The organism is Vibrio sp. RC2502 (genome assembly GCF_054850435.1).
Genome location: NZ_CM141453.1, coordinates 2537094 through 2554009 on the forward strand (window position 1 = coordinate 2537094; position 16916 = coordinate 2554009).

A 16916-nucleotide genomic window follows, 5' to 3' on the forward strand; every position below is an offset into this window, starting at 1 on the left:
GTTGGAGTTGCAGCATTGCTGCCGCTGCAAGTTCAAAGGGTAGAAGTGCTATCTAAAATTCAAACTGATAAGTAGTTTGATGCTGATAGCAATCCCCAGAGCTCAACACCCCATTGTTGAGTCCCCATTCTGGTTTGTTTGGCCCGTCTGGAAAGTACTGCGTTTCCAATGCTAGGCCGTCATAGCGTTCGTAAGTTTTACTTGCACCTGGCGTACCGGCTAAGAAATTACCTGAATAAAACTGGATGGCAGGCTTGGTGGTTTTCACCTTCATCACCACATCTTCTTTTGGTGCAATTAAAACCGCAGCGACAGATACGCCATCGGTCACTTCAGGCATGAATACAAAGGCGTGATCGTAGCCACCAGCGGTTTTCTGATCTTGCTCGGCAAGAAATTCTTGGCCAATCGATTTTGGCTCGGTGAAGTCGAAACTGGTACCCGAAACTGGCTTTTGTTCACCAGTAGGAATTAACCCTGCATCTGTTGGCAAATAATACCCAGCGTTAAGCTGTAAAGTATGATCCAAACTTTTCGCGCGGCTCGCCTCTCCAGCCAAGTTAAAGTAGGCGTGATTGGTTAAATTCACTGGTGATGTTTTGTCGGTCTTAGCATCATAGGCGATAGCTAGTTCATTCTCGTCAGTGAGCGTGTACGTCACCTTCACATCGAGGTTTCCCGGATAACCTTGGTCACCGTCCGGGGAGCGAAGTGAAAATGTGACCTGTTGATCATTTTGCTCTTCAACCTTCCAGCGGCGTTTATCAAACCCTTCTAGGCCACCGTGCAGTGAGTTTTCACCGTTATTGATACCAAGTTGATACTTCTCTCCGTCTATCTCAAACTGCCCCTTCGCAATTCGGTTAGCAAAGCGGCCAACAATGGAACCGAAGTAAGCGTCTTGCTTCATGTGTTCAGCCATATTTGGTGAGCGCAACAACACTTCACGGTTTTCACCATTTACCGGTAATGTGCAACTCAACCATGTCGCACCGATATCCATAAACGACGCCGTCATACCATTCGCGTTGGTCAAATGAATCAGATTCGCAGTTTGGTCATCAAACGACGGCGTTTGCGCCATCGCTTGTTCTAGTTGTTGAAAATAGGCTTTCATCATCATTCCTTACAGCACTTCAACCAAACCCGCACCATTTTTGGCTTGGCAAACATAAATCGACTCTTTTAAGCCCGTAGCTGCTTGGTACTTCGCTTCAACTGCCGCTTTCACGTCATCAACCAGTGCTGGCGGTACAAGGGCCACGATGCAACCACCAAAGCCACCGCCAGTCATGCGCACGCCGCCTTGATCGCCGATCACCTCTTTGACTATCTCCACCAGCGTATCGATCTCTTTCACCGTGATTTCGAAATCATCGCGCATCGAGGCATGAGACTCGGCCATCAGCTCACCCATACGCTTCATGTCGTGTGCTCGCAGCGCTTGCGCCGCTTCCACAGTACGATCGTTTTCTGTGATGACATGACGGGCACGTTTTGCCACCATTTCATCTAGCTCAGTGACTTTCTCGTTGAACTGCTCAATTGTCACATCGCGCAGCGCTTTCACACCGAAAATGCGCGCCGCTTCTTCACATTGCTGACGGCGAGTGTTGTATTCACTGTCGACCAAACCACGTTTTTTATTCGAGTTGATGATCACGACGGCCATCTCTTCTGGCATGGAAACCGATTCCGTTTCTAAGCTACGGCAGTCCAATAACATCGCATGATTTTCACGCCCTTCCGCTGAAATCATTTGATCCATGATTCCGCAGTTGCAACCGACGAATTCGTTCTCAGCTTGCTGACCGTTTAACGCAATTTCGGCTTGGCTGATCTCAAGATTGAACAGCACTTTGAACGTCTGGCCAATTACCACTTCCAACGCCGCCGATGAGCTCAAACCCGCGCCTTGAGGCACGTTGCCGCTGACTGAAATATCCGCCCCAGTAAACTGGTAGCCACGCGCCAGAAGACACTTCACCACGCCGCGAATGTAGTTCGCCCACATTTTATCTTGCTGGAAAGTAATGGCTTGCGTGATATCGAATTCGTCCACTACGTTACCGTAATCGACCGACACCACACGCACGATATTGTCTTCACGCTTTGCCGCCGCCACGACCGTTTGGTAGTTAATGGCACACGGTAGGACAAAACCATCGTTGTAATCGGTGTGCTCACCAATCAAGTTCACACGACCAGGCGCTTGGATAATATGGCTAGGTGCGTAGCCCAACACTTGCTCAAATGACGCTTTCACATTTTGGATAAGTTCAGACATAGGGACGTTCTCTTAAAATAGTAATTTGTGTGGGATAGCGCGTTGAGCCTAACTTTCTATCTGTAAAGTCGCGCTATCCCGTTATTCGTAATCAGTCCAATTTAAAGACTTAGCATTCTTTGTAGTGGACATCACTCACATCACGCAGACGCTGCGCCGCTTGCTCTGCGGTGAGGTCACGTTGGCTTTCTGCCAGCATTTCGTAGCCCACCATGAACTTACGAACCGTGGCACTGCGCAGTAGTGGCGGATAAAAAAGTGCATGAAGCTGCCAATGGTCGATGTCTGTGCCTTCGTCAAAAAACGGCGCGTAGTGCCAGCCCATCGAGTAAGGGAAAGAGCATTGGAATAAATTGTCGTAACGGCTGGTCAGCTTCTTAATCGCTCGCGCTAAATCGTCTCGTTGCTCATCGCTGAGTTCGCTCATGCGACGAATGTGCGTTTTCGGCAACAACATGGTTTCGAACGGCCAAGCAGCCCAGTAAGGTACCACCGCCAGCCAGTGTTCAGTTTCCACCACGATGCGTGAGCCGTCTTTGAGTTCCGCTTGCACGTAATCCACCAGCAAGTTGCTGCCGTGCTCTTGGTAGTACGCTTTTAGGTTGTGCTCTTTACGCTCAATTTCATTTGGTAAGAAGCTGTTCGCCCAGATTTGACCGTGCGGATGAGGCTGAGAACAGCCCATGGTTTCGCCTTTGTTTTCGAACGCCTGAACCCAAACGTACTCTTTGCCGAGCTCTTCAATTTGCTCATTCCATGTATCAATCACGCCGCGAATTTTATCCACTGGTAGTTCCGGTAAGGTTTTGCTGTGATCTGGCGAGAAGCAAATCACTCGGCTCAAACCACGCACACCTTGCGTTTTGAATAGCGGGTTGTTTGACTCCGGTGCATCTGGTGAATCCACCATCAGCGCAGCAAAATCGTTATTGAACACATAGGTGCCTTGGTAGTCTGGATTAACATCGCCAGAGATACGTTCGTTAGTTGGACAAAGGAAACATTTACCGTCATAGCTTGGTAGCTCATCCAATGCGGGCTTTTCATCTGCGCCGCTCCAAGGGCGTTTTGCACGGTGAGGTGAAACCAAAATCCATTGCCCAGTCAGAGGGTTGTAACGGCGGTGTGGATGGTCCACTGGGTTAAATTCGACATTCGACATGTTACTTACTCAACTTTTAAGAATTCTTTCATCTGCATTTCTCAATGGAATTGGAAAGTGCAGACAATAATGCGGCGACGTAAACTACGCAGGGGAATAGCCATTGGGATTTTTTGACTGCCAGTTCCACGTATCGGCGGTCATTTCAGCCACCGTGCGTGTTGCTTTCCAGCCTAGTTCACGCTCAGCTTTTTCCGTGCTTGCCCAACATTCAGCAATATCCCCAGGACGACGCGGGCATAACTCGTAAGGCACTGGTTTACCGCAAGCGGCCGCGAACGCATCCACCATCTCAAGTACGCTCGAGCCTTTACCCGTACCTAAGTTGTAAATGTGCAAACCCGATGTTTCCCCCACCGATTTCAATGCCGCAATATGGCCGTCGGCCAAATCCATCACATGGATGTAATCGCGCACGCCAGTGCCATCAGGTGTTGGGTAGTCGCTACCGAATACCGCGAGTTTTTCTCGGCGGCCAACAGCGACTTGGGCGAGAAATGGCATCAGGTTATTGGGAGTGCCTTGTGGGTCTTCCCCCATGCAGCCCGATGGGTGCGCGCCAACTGGGTTGAAGTAACGCAGTAAGGTGATGCTCCAGTCGTTTTCAGCATGGAACAGATCGCTTAAACACTGCTCCACCATATATTTGCTGCGTCCGTATGGATTGGTGGTTGCGCCTGTTGGTGAATCTTCCGTGATCGGCACTATTTCAGGGTCACCGTAAACCGTTGCCGATGAACTGAATACGATGTTTTTCACGCCCGCTTTACGCATGCTGCGCGCTAACACCAATGAGCCATTGACGTTGTTGTCGTAGTACTCAAGTGGTTTTGCCACCGATTCGCCAACCGCTTTGAGGCCAGCAAAGTGGATCACGGCTTGGATGTCGTGTTGCGCGAATACCGTATCCAAAAAGGCTTCGTCACGGATGTCACCTTGGTGGAACGCAGGCTGTTTGCCAGTCAGCGCTTCAATACGGTTTAACACTTCCAGTTTGGCGTTACACAAGTTATCAACGATGATAGGTTCCATTCCCGCTTCAATCATCTGAACGCAAGTGTGACTACCGATGTATCCCATACCGCCTGTGACAAGAACTTTCACTTTTGCTTCTCCACGTTTGCTGCTTTCTGTTCATACCTCACTCTGATGCGCTAAAAGCCAATCGCCATTGCATCGAATCAGTACGCCCATTTCTTAACTGGCTAAAAGTCTAGCAACCAATCTCGATCCAGATCCGTGATCGAATTCAAATTGTGTAAACGTTTCCACAAAATTACACAAAATCCTTATTTTAGATGCTGACTTTAGTTAAATTAAACCAGGAAGATGATGAGCAATGAAGATGAGTCGAGCAGATACCGCTCTCTTTCGTGGATCGCGCGATTTTACTAAAAGTTTGTGCATCCCTAAGTAGCTGTTTACAATAGCCAGATTATTGAGTTCTCACTTGGACTGTGAGCAATGCCAACGGGAAATGTACATGGCAACACTAAAAGATATCGCCACTGAAGCGGGCGTCTCACTTGCAACCGTATCGCGAGTTTTGAATGACGATCCGACGTTGAGCGTTAAAGAAGAAACCAAACGCCGCATTTTAGAAATCGCAGAAAAGCTGGAGTACCGCACCAGCAGTTCGAAGAAAGCCACCAAAGAAGCCAAGCAAAAACATCACTTTTTGGCCTTGTACAATTACAAACAAGAAGCAGAAGTGAATGACCCGTACTACTTGTCGATTCGTCATGGGATTGAAACTCAGTGCGACAAACTCGGCATTACGCTAACCAATTGCTACAACAGCGAAGTTGATGTTGAAACGCAAAAGATTACGGGTGTCCTTTTAGTCGGGAAAGTCGACCAAAAGGTGGTCAATAAGTTACCTAAACGCCTAGCCGATAGCATCTGTTACATCGACTTTTCAGATCCAACTAGCCCTTACGATTGCGTTGATATCGACCTTGTAAGAATCAGCAAGCAAGTGGTTGATTTCTTTGTACAACAAGGCTACGAACGCATCGGCTTTATTGGTGGACAAGACGAGCCCAACACCGCAGACATTCGTGAAAATGCGTTTGTGGACTACGGCAGTCTAAAAGGTGTGGTTTCTGAAGACGACATTTATCGTGGCGATTTCTCTAGCTTGTCCGGTTATGACTTAGCGAAAGAGATGCTGGCCAAAGGCGATTTCCCAAAAGCGATGTTCATTGCTTCGGACTCCATTGCGATTGGTGTGTTACGAGCAGTGCATGAGTTTGGTTTAAACATTCCTGATGATATTGCGCTGATCAGCGTGAACGACATTCCTACCGCGCGCTTTACCTTCCCTCCTCTATCTACCGTTCGTATTCATTCTGAAATGATGGGGATTCAAGGCGTGAACTTGTTAGTAGAAAAATACCGTGACGGACGCGCACTGCCCCTTCAAGTGTACGTTCCAAGCAAGCTCAAGCTACGCGGCACAACTCGATAAAAACACCCTCAAAACTGTTCAAATAAAGCACTGAATTTTCAGTGCTTTTTTATTTCTTCTTTTATTTTCTACCGAATTTTTACTGTTTTTACTTTCCAAAACAATCTAGATCTCATTCCTTTACGCTGATCACATCTTGCTCAACATTGGTCATTTAAAACGTGACCAAGTTAAAGTAAAACGTTTTCACTGATTTATTTTAGTAAAACTTTTACTAATATCTTTCTCAGATTATTCATAAGCATTTTTCACAATACATCGGCCGTTATTTTTGCACTGATGTTGAGCCGCGATGAAACCAATCCGCACTCCAACATAAGCGCACCAAGCCGAGGGGAGATCAAAACGTGAACAATTGGGAAAACTTCCAACACTTACACGAGAATCGTATGGCACCGCGTGCGTACTTTTTCTCCTACGACTCTGTTCAGAGCGCACAAACCTTTCAACGTGAACTGAGTCGCCGCTTTATGTTGCTCAGCGGCCAATGGACATTCCGTTATTTCACCAACCCAATGTTGGTACCTGATGAGTTTTACTCACAAACAATGAACGACTGGGGACATATTACCGTCCCAAACATGTGGCAAATGGAAGGCCACGGCGATCTGCAATACACCGATGAAGGCTTCCCATTCCCGATCGACGTCCCGTTTGTACCAACCGACAACCCAACGGGCGCTTATCAACGCACATTTACACTTGGTCCACAGTGGGATAACCAACAAACCATCATCAAGTTCGACGGCGTGGAAACCTACTTTGAAGTGTACGTAAACGGCGAGTACGTCGGCTTTAGCAAAGGCAGCCGTCTTACTGCGGAGTTCGACATTTCTGCCTACGCACACCAAGGCGAAAACTTGCTCTCTGTACGCGTGATGCAGTGGGCCGATTCCACTTACATTGAAGACCAAGACATGTGGTGGACGGCGGGGATATTCCGCGATGTTTACCTTGTGGGCAAAGAGCAGGTTCACGTCCAAGACCTAACAATTCGCACCGATTTCGCCGACGATTACCAAAGTGCGACGCTCAGTGCTCAAGTCGAATTGGAAAACCTTTCCACCGCTATCGCGTCTGGCTACACGCTGGAATACGCGCTGCATGACAAAGGCACTGTCGTAGCCAGTGGTCAATGCGATTCACTGACTATCCAAAACCACCACTCAACAAGCTTTGCGATTGATATGGTGAACCCAACGCATTGGACAGCAGAAAATCCTTACCTTTACCACTTGTTCATCACCTTAAAAGATCACCAAGGCAACGTAGTGGAAGTGATCCCACAACGCGTGGGTTTCCGTGACATCAAAGTTCGCGATGGCCTGTTTTACATCAACAATCAATACGTAATGCTGCATGGTGTAAACCGTCATGACAACGACCACCTAAAAGGTCGCGCAGTGGGCATGGACCGCGTGGAAAAAGATCTGATTTTGATGAAGCAACACAACATCAACTCGGTTCGCACCGCACACTACCCGAACGACCCGCGCTTCTATGATTTGTGTGATATTTACGGCCTGTTTGTGATGGCAGAAACCGATGTGGAAACCCACGGCTTTGCCAACGTTGGCGACCTGAGCCGTATCACCAATGATCCTGCTTGGGAAGCAGTGTTTGTCGATCGCGCAGTGCGTCATGTTCATGCGCAAAAGAACCACCCTTCTATCATCATGTGGTCACTCGGTAACGAATCGGGTTATGGCTGTAACATCCGTGCGATGTATACCGCGACCAAAGCAATTGATGACACCCGTTTGGTTCACTACGAAGAAGACCGCGATGCTGAAGTCGTCGATGTGATTTCGACGATGTACTCACGCGCACAACTAATGAATTACTTTGGCGAGCACCCACACGAGAAGCCACGCATTATCTGCGAATACGCCCACGCGATGGGGAACGGGCCGGGTGGTCTGACGGAATACCAAAACGTGTTCTATACGCACGACCACATTCAAGGTCATTACGTTTGGGAATGGTGTGATCACGGCATTCTAGCGCGTGATGAGCACGGCCAAGAGTTCTACAAATACGGCGGCGATTATGGCGACTACCCAAACAATTACAACTTTTGTATGGATGGTTTGATTTACCCAGATCAAACCCCAGGCCCAGGCCTGAAAGAATACAAACAAGTGATTGCGCCAGTGAAAATCCGCGCCGTTGAAGGTTGCCATGACCGCTTTATCGTTGAGAACAAATTGTGGTTCACCAGCCTCGATGATTACACCATTACTGCTGATGTGCGTGCCGAAGGTGAAACCTTGCGAAGCGTGCAATTCAAAGTAGAAGCTTTGGTCGCCAACAGCGAACGTGAAGTGACCATCGACTTGCCAGAATTGGATGAGCGCGAAGCCTTTGTGAACTTCACCGTACGCAAAGACAGTCGCACGCTTTACAGCGAAGCCAACCATGAAATTGCGGTGTATCAGTTCCAACTGAAAGAAAAGACCGCGTCTGCACCTGCGTTCATCAATCGCAACGCACAACCTTTGGTGATTAACGAAAGCCGTTTGGAGCTCGTAATTGAAGGCCATAACTTCACGCTTACTTTCTCCAAAGTAAAAGGCAAGCTGACTTCTTGGCGCGTAAATGGCGAAGAGATCATTCAATCTGAACCAAGATTGAACTTCTTCAAACCAATGATTGATAACCACAAACAAGAGTACGAAGGGTTGTGGCACCCTGCGCATCTGCAAATCATGCAGGAACACTTCCGCACGCTGAGCGTGGAAGCGAGCGAAGATGCCATCCTGATCACCACCAGCAGCATTGTTGCGCCGCCGGTCTTTGATTTTGGCATGCGTTGTACCTACCGCTATCAAATCAATGCTCAAGGCCATTTGAATGTGGAACTGAGTGGCGAGCGCTACGGCGACTACCCTCACGTGATTCCGGTCATTGGCTTGGATTTAGGCATTAACTGCAGCTTTGATCAAGTGAGTTACTACGGTCGCGGCCCTGAAGAGAACTATCAAGACAGCCGCCAAGCCAACATCATCGATCTGTACCACACCAACGTGGCGGACATGTTCGAGAACTACCCGTTCCCGCAAAACAATGGCAACCGCCAACACGTGCGATGGGCCTCACTCACCAACCGTCATGGCACAGGGTTATTGGTGAAACCTCAGCAAGAAATCAACTTCAGCGCGTGGTTCTACACCAACCAAAACCTGCATCAAGCGCAACATACGATCGAGCTAGAAAAGAGTGGCTACATCACCCTTAACCTTGACCATCAAGTGATGGGGTTAGGCTCGAACTCATGGGGCAGCGAAGTGCTCGACTCTTACCGCGTGTACATGGACGAGTTCCGTTACGGTTTGACGCTGATGCCACTGCAAGCAGGCGATTGCAACGCACAAGTGATGGCAAACCATGATTTCGACAACGCGTTTTTCACTCAAACCAATACTCAACCAGTCAACGAGGCGTAACCCATGATCGTGTTAGACAGCTTAGAGCAATTCAAACAGGTATATCGCAACGGTCGTAAATGGAACCGCTGTGTGGAAGCCATTGGCAACATCGGTAACATCAAAGATGGCGTGATGCACTCGATTGGCGATTCACTGGTTTACATGGTTGAAGATGGCATCGCGAAACAAACCGAAACGTTCATCGGTAACCGTCGTTACTTCGATGTGCATTACTACCTCGAAGGCCGAGAAACCGTTGAGTTCGCGGATAAAACCGCTTTGACACTAGAACAAGCTTATCGTGATGAAACCGACCGCGAATTTTTTTCTGGTCAGGGTGAAACACGTGAGCTTTGCGAAGGCCAAGTGGCGATTTTTGAAAACAGTGAAGCGTACCGCTTCCATGGAGACAACCGCGTAAGAAAAGTGGTGCTCAAAGTGACCATCGAAGATGGCTACTTCCTAAATAAATAAAACAAGAGAAGGGCTGTGGTCACAGCATTACAAGCCCTTCCTCCCTACAATTCCAACGTGATTCACCGGAGATAGAACATGTCTGAATCCAAACGTAATACGATAGGCAAATTCGGGTTGTTGTCCCTCACCTTTGCTGCAGTATTTAGCTTTAATAACGTAATCAATAACAACATCGAGATCGGTCTAGCGTCTGCGCCAATGTTCTTTCTGGCGACCATTTTTTATTTCATCCCTTTCTGTTTGATCATCGCAGAATTCGTATCTCTGAATAAAGATTCTGAAGCGGGGGTCTACGCATGGGTAAAAAGCTCACTTGGCGGTCGCTGGGCGTTTATCTCTGCCTACACTTACTGGTTCGTTAACCTATTCTTCTTCACGTCCTTGCTGCCGCGTGTTATCGCTTATGCGTCTTACGCGTTCTTGGGCTATGAATACATTCTGACTCCATTCACCACTACCGTGCTCAGTATGATTTTGTTTGCGTTTGCAACCTACGTATCGACAAACGGCGCGAAAATGTTGGGGCCAATTACGTCGGTGACCTCCTCCCTAATGCTGCTACTGACAATGTCGTACATTTTACTGGCTGGCGCTGCGTTGATCGGCGGCGTAGAACCGGCTGATCCAATTACCGTAGAAGCGATGATCCCTGATTTCAGCTGGGCATTTTTAGGCATTACTACATGGATCTTTATGGCGGCAGGCGGTGCGGAATCGGTCGCGGTTTACGTAAACGATGTAAAAGGCGGCTCGAAATCGTTCGTTAAAGTCATCATCATCGCAGGTATCTTTATCGGCGTGCTTTACTCAGTCGCGTCTGTTTTGATTAACGTATTTGTTCCTAGCGAAACCCTAAAATACACGGGCGGCTCGGTACAAGTATTTGAAGGTTTGGCTGCGTACTTTGGTTTGCCAGAAATATTGATGAACCGCTTCGTAGGCTTGGTATCCTTCACTGCTATGTTTGGCTCTCTACTGATGTGGACAGCAACGCCAGTGAAAATCTTTTTCTCTGAGATTCCAGAAGGCATTTTTGGTAAGAAAACCGTAGAGCTGAACGAAAACGGCGTACCAGCTCGCGCAGCTTGGTATCAGTTCCTTATCGTTATCCCATTGATGATCATCCCAACATTAGGTTCTAACACCGCTCAAGATCTGATGAATACAGTAATCAACATGACGGCAGCCGCCTCGATGCTGCCACCACTGTTCATCATGTTGGCATACCTGAATCTGCGCTTGAAACTGGATCACGTCGAGCGTGATTTCAAAATGGGCTCACGCAAAATGGGCATCGCTACCGTATCGGTACTGATCGCTATCTTTACGGTTGGTTTCTTAGCATCGACCTTCCCTACTGGGGCCGACATCATGACCATCATTTTCTACAACGTTGGCGGTATCGTGATTTTCCTTGGCTTTGCTTGGTGGAAGTACAGCCAATACGAAAAATCATTGAATCAGGAAGAGCGTATAAAAGAAGCCGCACCAGCTTCGCAAGCGGTATAACACAGACTTTCAATGACAAACATTCTGGGCACCCTTTGGTGCCCTTTTTTATATGTGAGAGGTGATGGTCGAAGAAACCAACTCGCGTAGCCAAATGCCTTTGTCTTCATTGTTTCGGCTGGAATGCCACAGCATGGCAATATCAAAATCCGCAACGGCGATCGGCGGCTTAATAGTAATGAGATCGTCCGAAAAGCCCTCCGCCAACGCCATTTTTTCTGGCACGATGGCAATGAGATCGCGCTTTTTCAATAAATGCCGAATAGTGAGAAAGTTGCGCGACGCCACGGTGACTTTACGGCTCAAGCCATGTTCTGCGAGCTTTTGGTCTACTTGTGTCTTTAAGCTCCCATCGGGACTTACCAGAGCTTGCTCTATGTTCGCGAACGCTTCCAGAGATAGCTGTGTTTCCCCTTTCAATACCTGTTTATCACACATACACACGTGTTTTTCCGTGTACAAGTACAAGCTCTCAAAATTGTCATCCAACACCGGCATGCTGCCAATAATGACGTCGAGCTTTTCGTGCTCAGTCAATGCCACGTAGTTGCTACGATTGACGTTAATAAAACTGATCTGCGCCTCTGGTGCGCGCTGGCGTATTTCGTCATAAAGCCGAGGAGCAAAAATAAACTCGGCATAATCCGTTAACCCAATGCGACATACACCCGCGTAATTTTCAGGTTGAAAGGCAGACTTAGTGAGCAAGTCTTTGGCGATAGAGTCCAGCAAATGATGCACGGTTGGCGCGATGTGGTGAGCGTGCTCGGTGGGCTCCATCTTGTGTCCTTTTCGCTCAAAAAGCGGGTCGTCAAACAACAACCTTAAACGAGACAAACTATGACTCATCGCCGACTGGCTAACGTAATTTTTCTCTGCAGCGACGCTAACGCTTCGATGTCGATACAAGTAGGAAAACGTCACCAATAAGTTCAAGTCAATGTTGCGCCACTGAATGTCCTCTTTCACCTCAACTCCTTCATCCCATTTCATTCATAAATGAAATTAAATCTATCAATTTGAGTCATTTTAGAGCATCCGATAAATTAGCAACAATGCTTTTTAGATAAACAGGCTCAACATGTTCACCATCTTCAAAACTTTTTTCTGGCTGGGTTGGTTCAGCTTCGGCGGCCCGGCGGCTCATATTGGTTATTTTCGCCAAACCTTTGTTGAGAAACTGAAATGGCTTGATGACAACGAGTACGCGCAAATTGTCGCGCTCAGTCAGTTTTTGCCGGGACCGGGCTCAAGCCAAGTTGGCTTTGCTTTAGGCTATAAACGTGGCGGTTTAGGTGGCGCATGCGCAGCATTTGTCGGATTCACGCTTCCTTCGGTGATCATCATGTTGGCGCTGGCGATGGTGAGCAGCCAAATCACCGACACCGCAGTGTTCCAAAACATCGTTCACGGCCTAAAACTGCTCGCAGTCGTCGTCGTGGCGGATGCGACTTGGGGCATGTACAAAAACTTCTGCCAAAGCAAACTGACCGCGGGTTTGTGCGTCGCTACTGCAATTGCGTTGCTGGTGGCACCAAGCATCATGACGCAAATGTTCGTGTTGCTCGCAGCAGGTTTTGTCGGTACGCGATATCTGAAGAAAGACTCCGCGCCATCAGCCGAGCCGTTTAAACCGTCTATCGCGCCATTGGCTCTATTTGCGGTGCTTTTACTCGGCTTACCATTAGTAGCTCATTCATTGCCTTTGCTTGGGCTGTTTAGTGATTTTTTCCAAGCTGGTAGCTTAGTGTTTGGTGGTGGTCATGTAGTGCTGCCGCTTCTGCAAAACATTGTTGGCGACCAGCTCAGCCAAGATGCATTTTTAACAGGCTACGCCGCTGCACAAGCTGTACCGGGGCCAATGTTCACCTTTGCGACTTTTATTGGTTATGAGCTTTCGGATACGCCAATTTTAGGTGCGCTGATCGCAACGCTTGGCATATTCCTCCCCGGGTTTCTTTTACTGCTTGGCGTTCTTAAAAACAGGCAAGCACTGGCAGGCAAACCGCTGGTCTCCGGCGCTATCAACGGTGTCAATGCCTCGGTAGTAGGGTTGCTACTCGCGGCACTTTACCAGCCAGTATTTAGCAGCGCAGTTGTTGCTCCCATCGACATGGCGTTAGTGGTTGCGGGTTGCTATCTACACAAAAAGCTCAACCTATCGGTGCTGTGGATGATCGTGTTTTTTGTGGCGGCAGGCCTTGTCACGGGCATGATGTAGCCTGCTGATACGCCAACTATTGAATCCAGATAAACCACGGGTACTCAAATACGAGTGCCCGTTTTCTCAACTAAGCTTAATGATATTGGAAGGATTGAGATGACGGATCATCGATGGAACAAGACAACAATTACGAGCTCAACCTGAGCTGGCAGAAAAAGGGCGTCGCTTTCTTCAATCAATTGCGAGAGGAAATAGCTGCAGACAAAAGTGTTTACCTGTATTGCCTTATCACAACCATCCTGCTTTATGCCTTAGCAGTGTACTTAAAACTCCCAGTTCAATACTCATTTACTACCTACCTCGAAACTCTTTATTTAGCTTGTTACAGCGCAGGGCTTGTGTGGTGCAGTTACTACTATTTGTATCTGCTCGTTCGCCGTGAAAAGCGCCCCACCAAACAGTTTCTGTGTAAGCTCAAAACCATCGTTTTCCCACTCAGTCGAACCTGCTCAATTCTGATTTTGTTGTTGGCGCTCAACATCGTCTTTTCAAATTACACCTTCTTAAAATCCATCATCCCCTTGCTACACCCTTACGGTATTGATCAGAGCTTGATTGAACTCGACCGCTGGCTACATTTTGGCAACGACCCGTGGGTGATTACTCACGCTATTTTCTCAAGCCCTTGGGCATCTCTGGCAATCAATACCGCCTATAATGCTTGGTTCTTTTTTATGTGGGTGACGCTGTTTTTCTTTGTACTGTACAAGAAGGCACGAGTATTACGCTTACAGTTTTTACTCACGTTTCTGCTGACTTGGATGATCAACGGCAGCCTATTTGCGACCGCGTTTTCATCAGTAGGGCCGTGTTATTTGGAGCTTTTGAACGGTGATAATCTTTTTGCTCCTTTAATGCAGAGATTGAACGAGCAAAGTACGTTTTTGGAAAGCGTTGGTGCATTTCCATTATGGGCTTTACAAACTCAGGATTACCTTTGGCAAGGCTATGTAACACAGGTAAATGGCATCGGTTCTGGCATCTCTGCCATGCCAAGTATGCACGTATCCATTGCAGTGTTAATGGCGCTATGCACTTACCGTCTCAATAAAACATTGGGATACTTTGCCTGCGCTTTTGCGATCATCATTCAAATAGGTTCGGTCCATTTGGGATGGCATTACGCGGTTGATGGATATGCATCCACACTCACAACATTCACACTATGGAAATTTGTGAAACATTGCTTTGAATTAAGAAAAGCCAAGTGAATTATGTATGTTTTTCATGAAAAAGTATCAATGCCTGCCTCCTTAAAATAAACCTAGCCATACGCCAAATTAACACAGTGAGAATGGCTGCCACATAACCGTCAACTGCATAATGCCACCCAAGATGTACTGATGAAATCATTATTATTAGAGAAAAAATCCAGAAAACAACACTAATACTTTTATTAATTTCAAATGTAGCTATCGCTAGTAAAACTGAGGATGAGACATGCATACTCGGCATGGCAGAAATACCTGCACCAACTTCACCACTCCTATTTGAATATGCTTGCCACAAATAATTTTGAATCTGACTAGCCTCTCCACCATATACTTTCAAAATCCAGAGACTGTCTACTTGATAAGATAAACGCTCCATAAGAGGCTTATAATAAGTATTTTCTGGATTTAAAAGATGAACAAAACAAGGCCCTGAAGAACTCATCAATATTGCTAAAATACTCCCAATTAAAAACCAACACATAAAAAATGATAATAAGTATGCTTGTCTTATAAATTGATTTTTGCAATACCACATAAAGTATAAAACAGACCCCCAAATAAGAACAAACCACAAGTTATAAGAAAGATTAAATAACAAAGTCCAATAGGGGCTATAAAAAAAACTATGCGATAACTCCCAAGGAGAAACACCACTATGCAAAAACTTATCTAACTCGAAGAATGTTTCGTCATAATAAAATAGATTAATGTCCGGTATAATCTGCTTTAGATATGTATAGTTTGATATAAAAACATTTATTAGAATTAATCTAAAAATAAAAACCACAACTTTTTCTGGTTTAAACATCATTTTCAACAAGGTTGTAAAATAGGCCTTGAATAATTCATTTTGTTTTTTTAAAAGCATTATAAAATAGAAATAAATACTCCAAGAAAAAAACAATGCAACAATGACATTAACCAATCCACTAAAATATCCTAAAAATTGATAATCATACAATGTAATCTCTTTGTAATATAAATAAATAAAAAAGGTAATGATACATGTAAAAAATACGAAAACATAAAGAAAAACGTCTTTATAAAGTTCTTGAAATACTTTTTGAAAGATACGTTCTTTATTTAAACCCGCTTCCAACATAGCTCATTACCTTTGTATTTCTACTGTAAGACAACCGATGATGTATCTTGTCGCTCGCGAACTATCGCAAGAGCGCGCTCTAGGTTTTTGTTGGCTAACTCATAGTAGGCCGGGTTCTTATCAATCGCTTGCTGCAAGTAAGGAATCGCTTCATCCGGCTTGCCTTGCAGGATCAAAAAGTACCCCACGTTATTTAATGCTTCAGGCTCGGTCATATGACGGCTGAAAATGCTCAGCGCTTGTCTTGGCTGGTCTTTCGCAAGCGCAATCAATCCTAAGTTGTTGATTGCCCTTTCATCACTCGGTTTGATGCTCAAAGCCGCTTGAGTAAAGTGCGCCGCTTTTGAGTACTCTTTTTCCATGTAGTACGAGTATCCCAAACTGACTAATGCGTTAACGTTTCTCGGGTCAATATCCAACCCTTTTCTGATCAGTGCTTGTGCTACGCCGTGATCGCCCCGGACGTCATACAATACCCCTAAACCAGAATACGCAGCCACTGGCGATTTATCGTCGTAACGATAAGTGGCTACAGACTCTGCCGTGATGTTGTCGTTGGTGATGTTCGGGTTGCCTTTCATACGGATTTGGTCGGCATTAAGTGCGCGAATGTAATAACTCTTACCGACGTCTTTTTCTCCACGCTTGGTGTACAGCGTGCCAAGTTCTTGTAAGGAACCAATGTTGTCAGGATTTTCTGCAAGCGATGCACGGAAGGCTTTATCCGCCAGTTCGTAGTTCTCGCGAGCTAAGTGAATACGCCCGACGGTGTATAGCGTTTTGTCTTTGTGCACCGCGTTAGGGAAAGAAAGGGAGCGAATGTATTCATACAATGCCAAATCGACATTTTTGTTGGTAAGCGCAATATCACCGCGCGAGATAGCCTCTTCCTCAGTTTTGGGCGGCTCATCATTGGTGAGCGACTCAACGGGTTTGCCAGAATACAAGCTGGAATCAAAATCGGATGCTTGTTCATTTGTTGCACATGCAGTGAGCACCAACAACGAGATGATGACGTATTTCTTAATCCACAACATAACTAT

General features: G+C 46.6%; 13 protein-coding genes. 6 read left to right on the forward strand and 7 right to left on the reverse strand.

Features of this window, described 5'->3' with window-relative positions; translation table 11 throughout:
• Positions 1-52: 52 nt before the first annotated feature.
• The 4 genes from galM to galE all read right to left on the reverse strand — a co-directional run bounded on the left by galM (position 53) and on the right by galE (position 4553).
• Positions 53-1117, reverse strand: coding sequence for a galactose-1-epimerase (gene galM / locus ACYJZR_RS11800; RefSeq protein WP_406966187.1), 1065 nt, complete (start codon positions 1115-1117; stop codon positions 53-55).
• A gap of 9 nt (positions 1118-1126) precedes the next feature.
• Positions 1127-2287: a galactokinase gene (gene galK, locus ACYJZR_RS11805; RefSeq protein ID WP_406966185.1), complete on the reverse strand. Its 1161-nt coding sequence runs from the start codon at positions 2285-2287 to the stop codon at positions 1127-1129.
• Positions 2288-2396: 109 nt separating this feature from the next.
• Positions 2397-3449: a UDP-glucose--hexose-1-phosphate uridylyltransferase gene (locus ACYJZR_RS11810; RefSeq protein WP_025441493.1), complete on the reverse strand. Its 1053-nt coding sequence runs from the start codon at positions 3447-3449 to the stop codon at positions 2397-2399.
• Between the two features lie 84 nt (positions 3450-3533).
• On the reverse strand, positions 3534-4553 hold the full coding sequence (gene galE, locus ACYJZR_RS11815) for a UDP-glucose 4-epimerase GalE (protein WP_406966183.1): 1020 nt from the start codon (positions 4551-4553) through the stop codon (positions 3534-3536).
• Positions 4554-4932: 379 nt separating this feature from the next.
• On the opposite strand from galE, the gene ebgR reads away from it, so the two are divergent.
• The 4 genes from ebgR to ACYJZR_RS11835 all read left to right on the forward strand — a co-directional run bounded on the left by ebgR (position 4933) and on the right by ACYJZR_RS11835 (position 11333).
• A complete protein-coding gene (ebgR, locus tag ACYJZR_RS11820; RefSeq protein WP_025591165.1) occupies positions 4933-5919 on the forward strand; it encodes a transcriptional regulator EbgR in 987 nt (328 codons plus the stop codon).
• A 347-nt stretch (positions 5920-6266) separates the two neighbouring features.
• Positions 6267-9365: a beta-galactosidase subunit alpha gene (gene ebgA, locus ACYJZR_RS11825; RefSeq protein ID WP_406966181.1), complete on the forward strand. Its 3099-nt coding sequence runs from the start codon at positions 6267-6269 to the stop codon at positions 9363-9365.
• 3 nt (positions 9366-9368) lie between these two features.
• Complete coding sequence (locus ACYJZR_RS11830; RefSeq protein ID WP_020835434.1) at positions 9369-9821, forward strand: beta-galactosidase subunit beta; 453 nt, start codon at positions 9369-9371, stop codon at positions 9819-9821.
• Between the two features lie 78 nt (positions 9822-9899).
• Positions 9900-11333 carry an amino acid permease gene (locus tag ACYJZR_RS11835; RefSeq protein WP_005456559.1) on the forward strand — a complete coding sequence of 478 codons (1434 nt, stop codon included), beginning with the start codon at positions 9900-9902 and terminating at the stop codon, positions 11331-11333.
• Positions 11334-11381: 48 nt separating this feature from the next.
• Here ACYJZR_RS11835 and ACYJZR_RS11840 read toward each other — a convergent pair whose 3' ends face one another.
• Positions 11382-12302: a LysR family transcriptional regulator gene (locus tag ACYJZR_RS11840; RefSeq protein ID WP_079853822.1), complete on the reverse strand. Its 921-nt coding sequence runs from the start codon at positions 12300-12302 to the stop codon at positions 11382-11384.
• A 112-nt stretch (positions 12303-12414) separates the two neighbouring features.
• Here ACYJZR_RS11840 and chrA point away from each other — a divergent pair, with 112 nt between their 5' ends.
• Complete coding sequence (gene chrA, locus ACYJZR_RS11845) at positions 12415-13554, forward strand: chromate efflux transporter (RefSeq protein ID WP_406966178.1); 1140 nt, start codon at positions 12415-12417, stop codon at positions 13552-13554.
• Positions 13555-13667: 113 nt separating this feature from the next.
• A complete protein-coding gene (locus ACYJZR_RS11850; protein WP_406966176.1) occupies positions 13668-14768 on the forward strand; it encodes a phosphatase PAP2 family protein in 1101 nt (366 codons plus the stop codon).
• Position 14769: 1 nt separating this feature from the next.
• Here ACYJZR_RS11850 and ACYJZR_RS11855 read toward each other — a convergent pair whose 3' ends face one another.
• Together ACYJZR_RS11855 and ACYJZR_RS11860 are read right to left on the reverse strand one after the other, a co-directional pair.
• The gene (locus ACYJZR_RS11855; RefSeq protein WP_406966174.1) at positions 14770-15873 is read right to left on the reverse strand and encodes a phosphatase PAP2 family protein; all 1104 of its coding nucleotides are present in this window, start codon (positions 15871-15873) and stop codon (positions 14770-14772) included.
• A gap of 20 nt (positions 15874-15893) precedes the next feature.
• On the reverse strand, positions 15894-16907 hold the full coding sequence (locus ACYJZR_RS11860) for a tetratricopeptide repeat protein (RefSeq protein ID WP_025532663.1): 1014 nt from the start codon (positions 16905-16907) through the stop codon (positions 15894-15896).
• Positions 16908-16916: the final 9 nt, after the last annotated feature.

Excerpts from the sequence above, each read along its gene's own strand:
- galM (WP_406966187.1), bottom strand. The coding sequence starts at position 1,117 with ATGAAAGCCTATTTTCAACAACTAGAACAAGCGATGGCGCAAACGCCG.
- galK (WP_406966185.1), bottom strand. The coding sequence starts at position 2,287 with ATGTCTGAACTTATCCAAAATGTGAAAGCGTCATTTGAGCAAGTGTTG.
- ACYJZR_RS11810 (WP_025441493.1), bottom strand. The coding sequence starts at position 3,449 with ATGTCGAATGTCGAATTTAACCCAGTGGACCATCCACACCGCCGTTAC.
- ebgR (WP_025591165.1), top strand. The coding sequence starts at position 4,933 with ATGGCAACACTAAAAGATATCGCCACTGAAGCGGGCGTCTCACTTGCA.
- ACYJZR_RS11830 (WP_020835434.1), top strand. The coding sequence starts at position 9,369 with ATGATCGTGTTAGACAGCTTAGAGCAATTCAAACAGGTATATCGCAAC.
- ACYJZR_RS11835 (WP_005456559.1), top strand. The coding sequence starts at position 9,900 with ATGTCTGAATCCAAACGTAATACGATAGGCAAATTCGGGTTGTTGTCC.
- chrA (WP_406966178.1), top strand. The coding sequence starts at position 12,415 with ATGTTCACCATCTTCAAAACTTTTTTCTGGCTGGGTTGGTTCAGCTTC.
- ACYJZR_RS11850 (WP_406966176.1), top strand. The coding sequence starts at position 13,668 with ATGGAACAAGACAACAATTACGAGCTCAACCTGAGCTGGCAGAAAAAG.
- ACYJZR_RS11855 (WP_406966174.1), bottom strand. The coding sequence starts at position 15,873 with ATGTTGGAAGCGGGTTTAAATAAAGAACGTATCTTTCAAAAAGTATTT.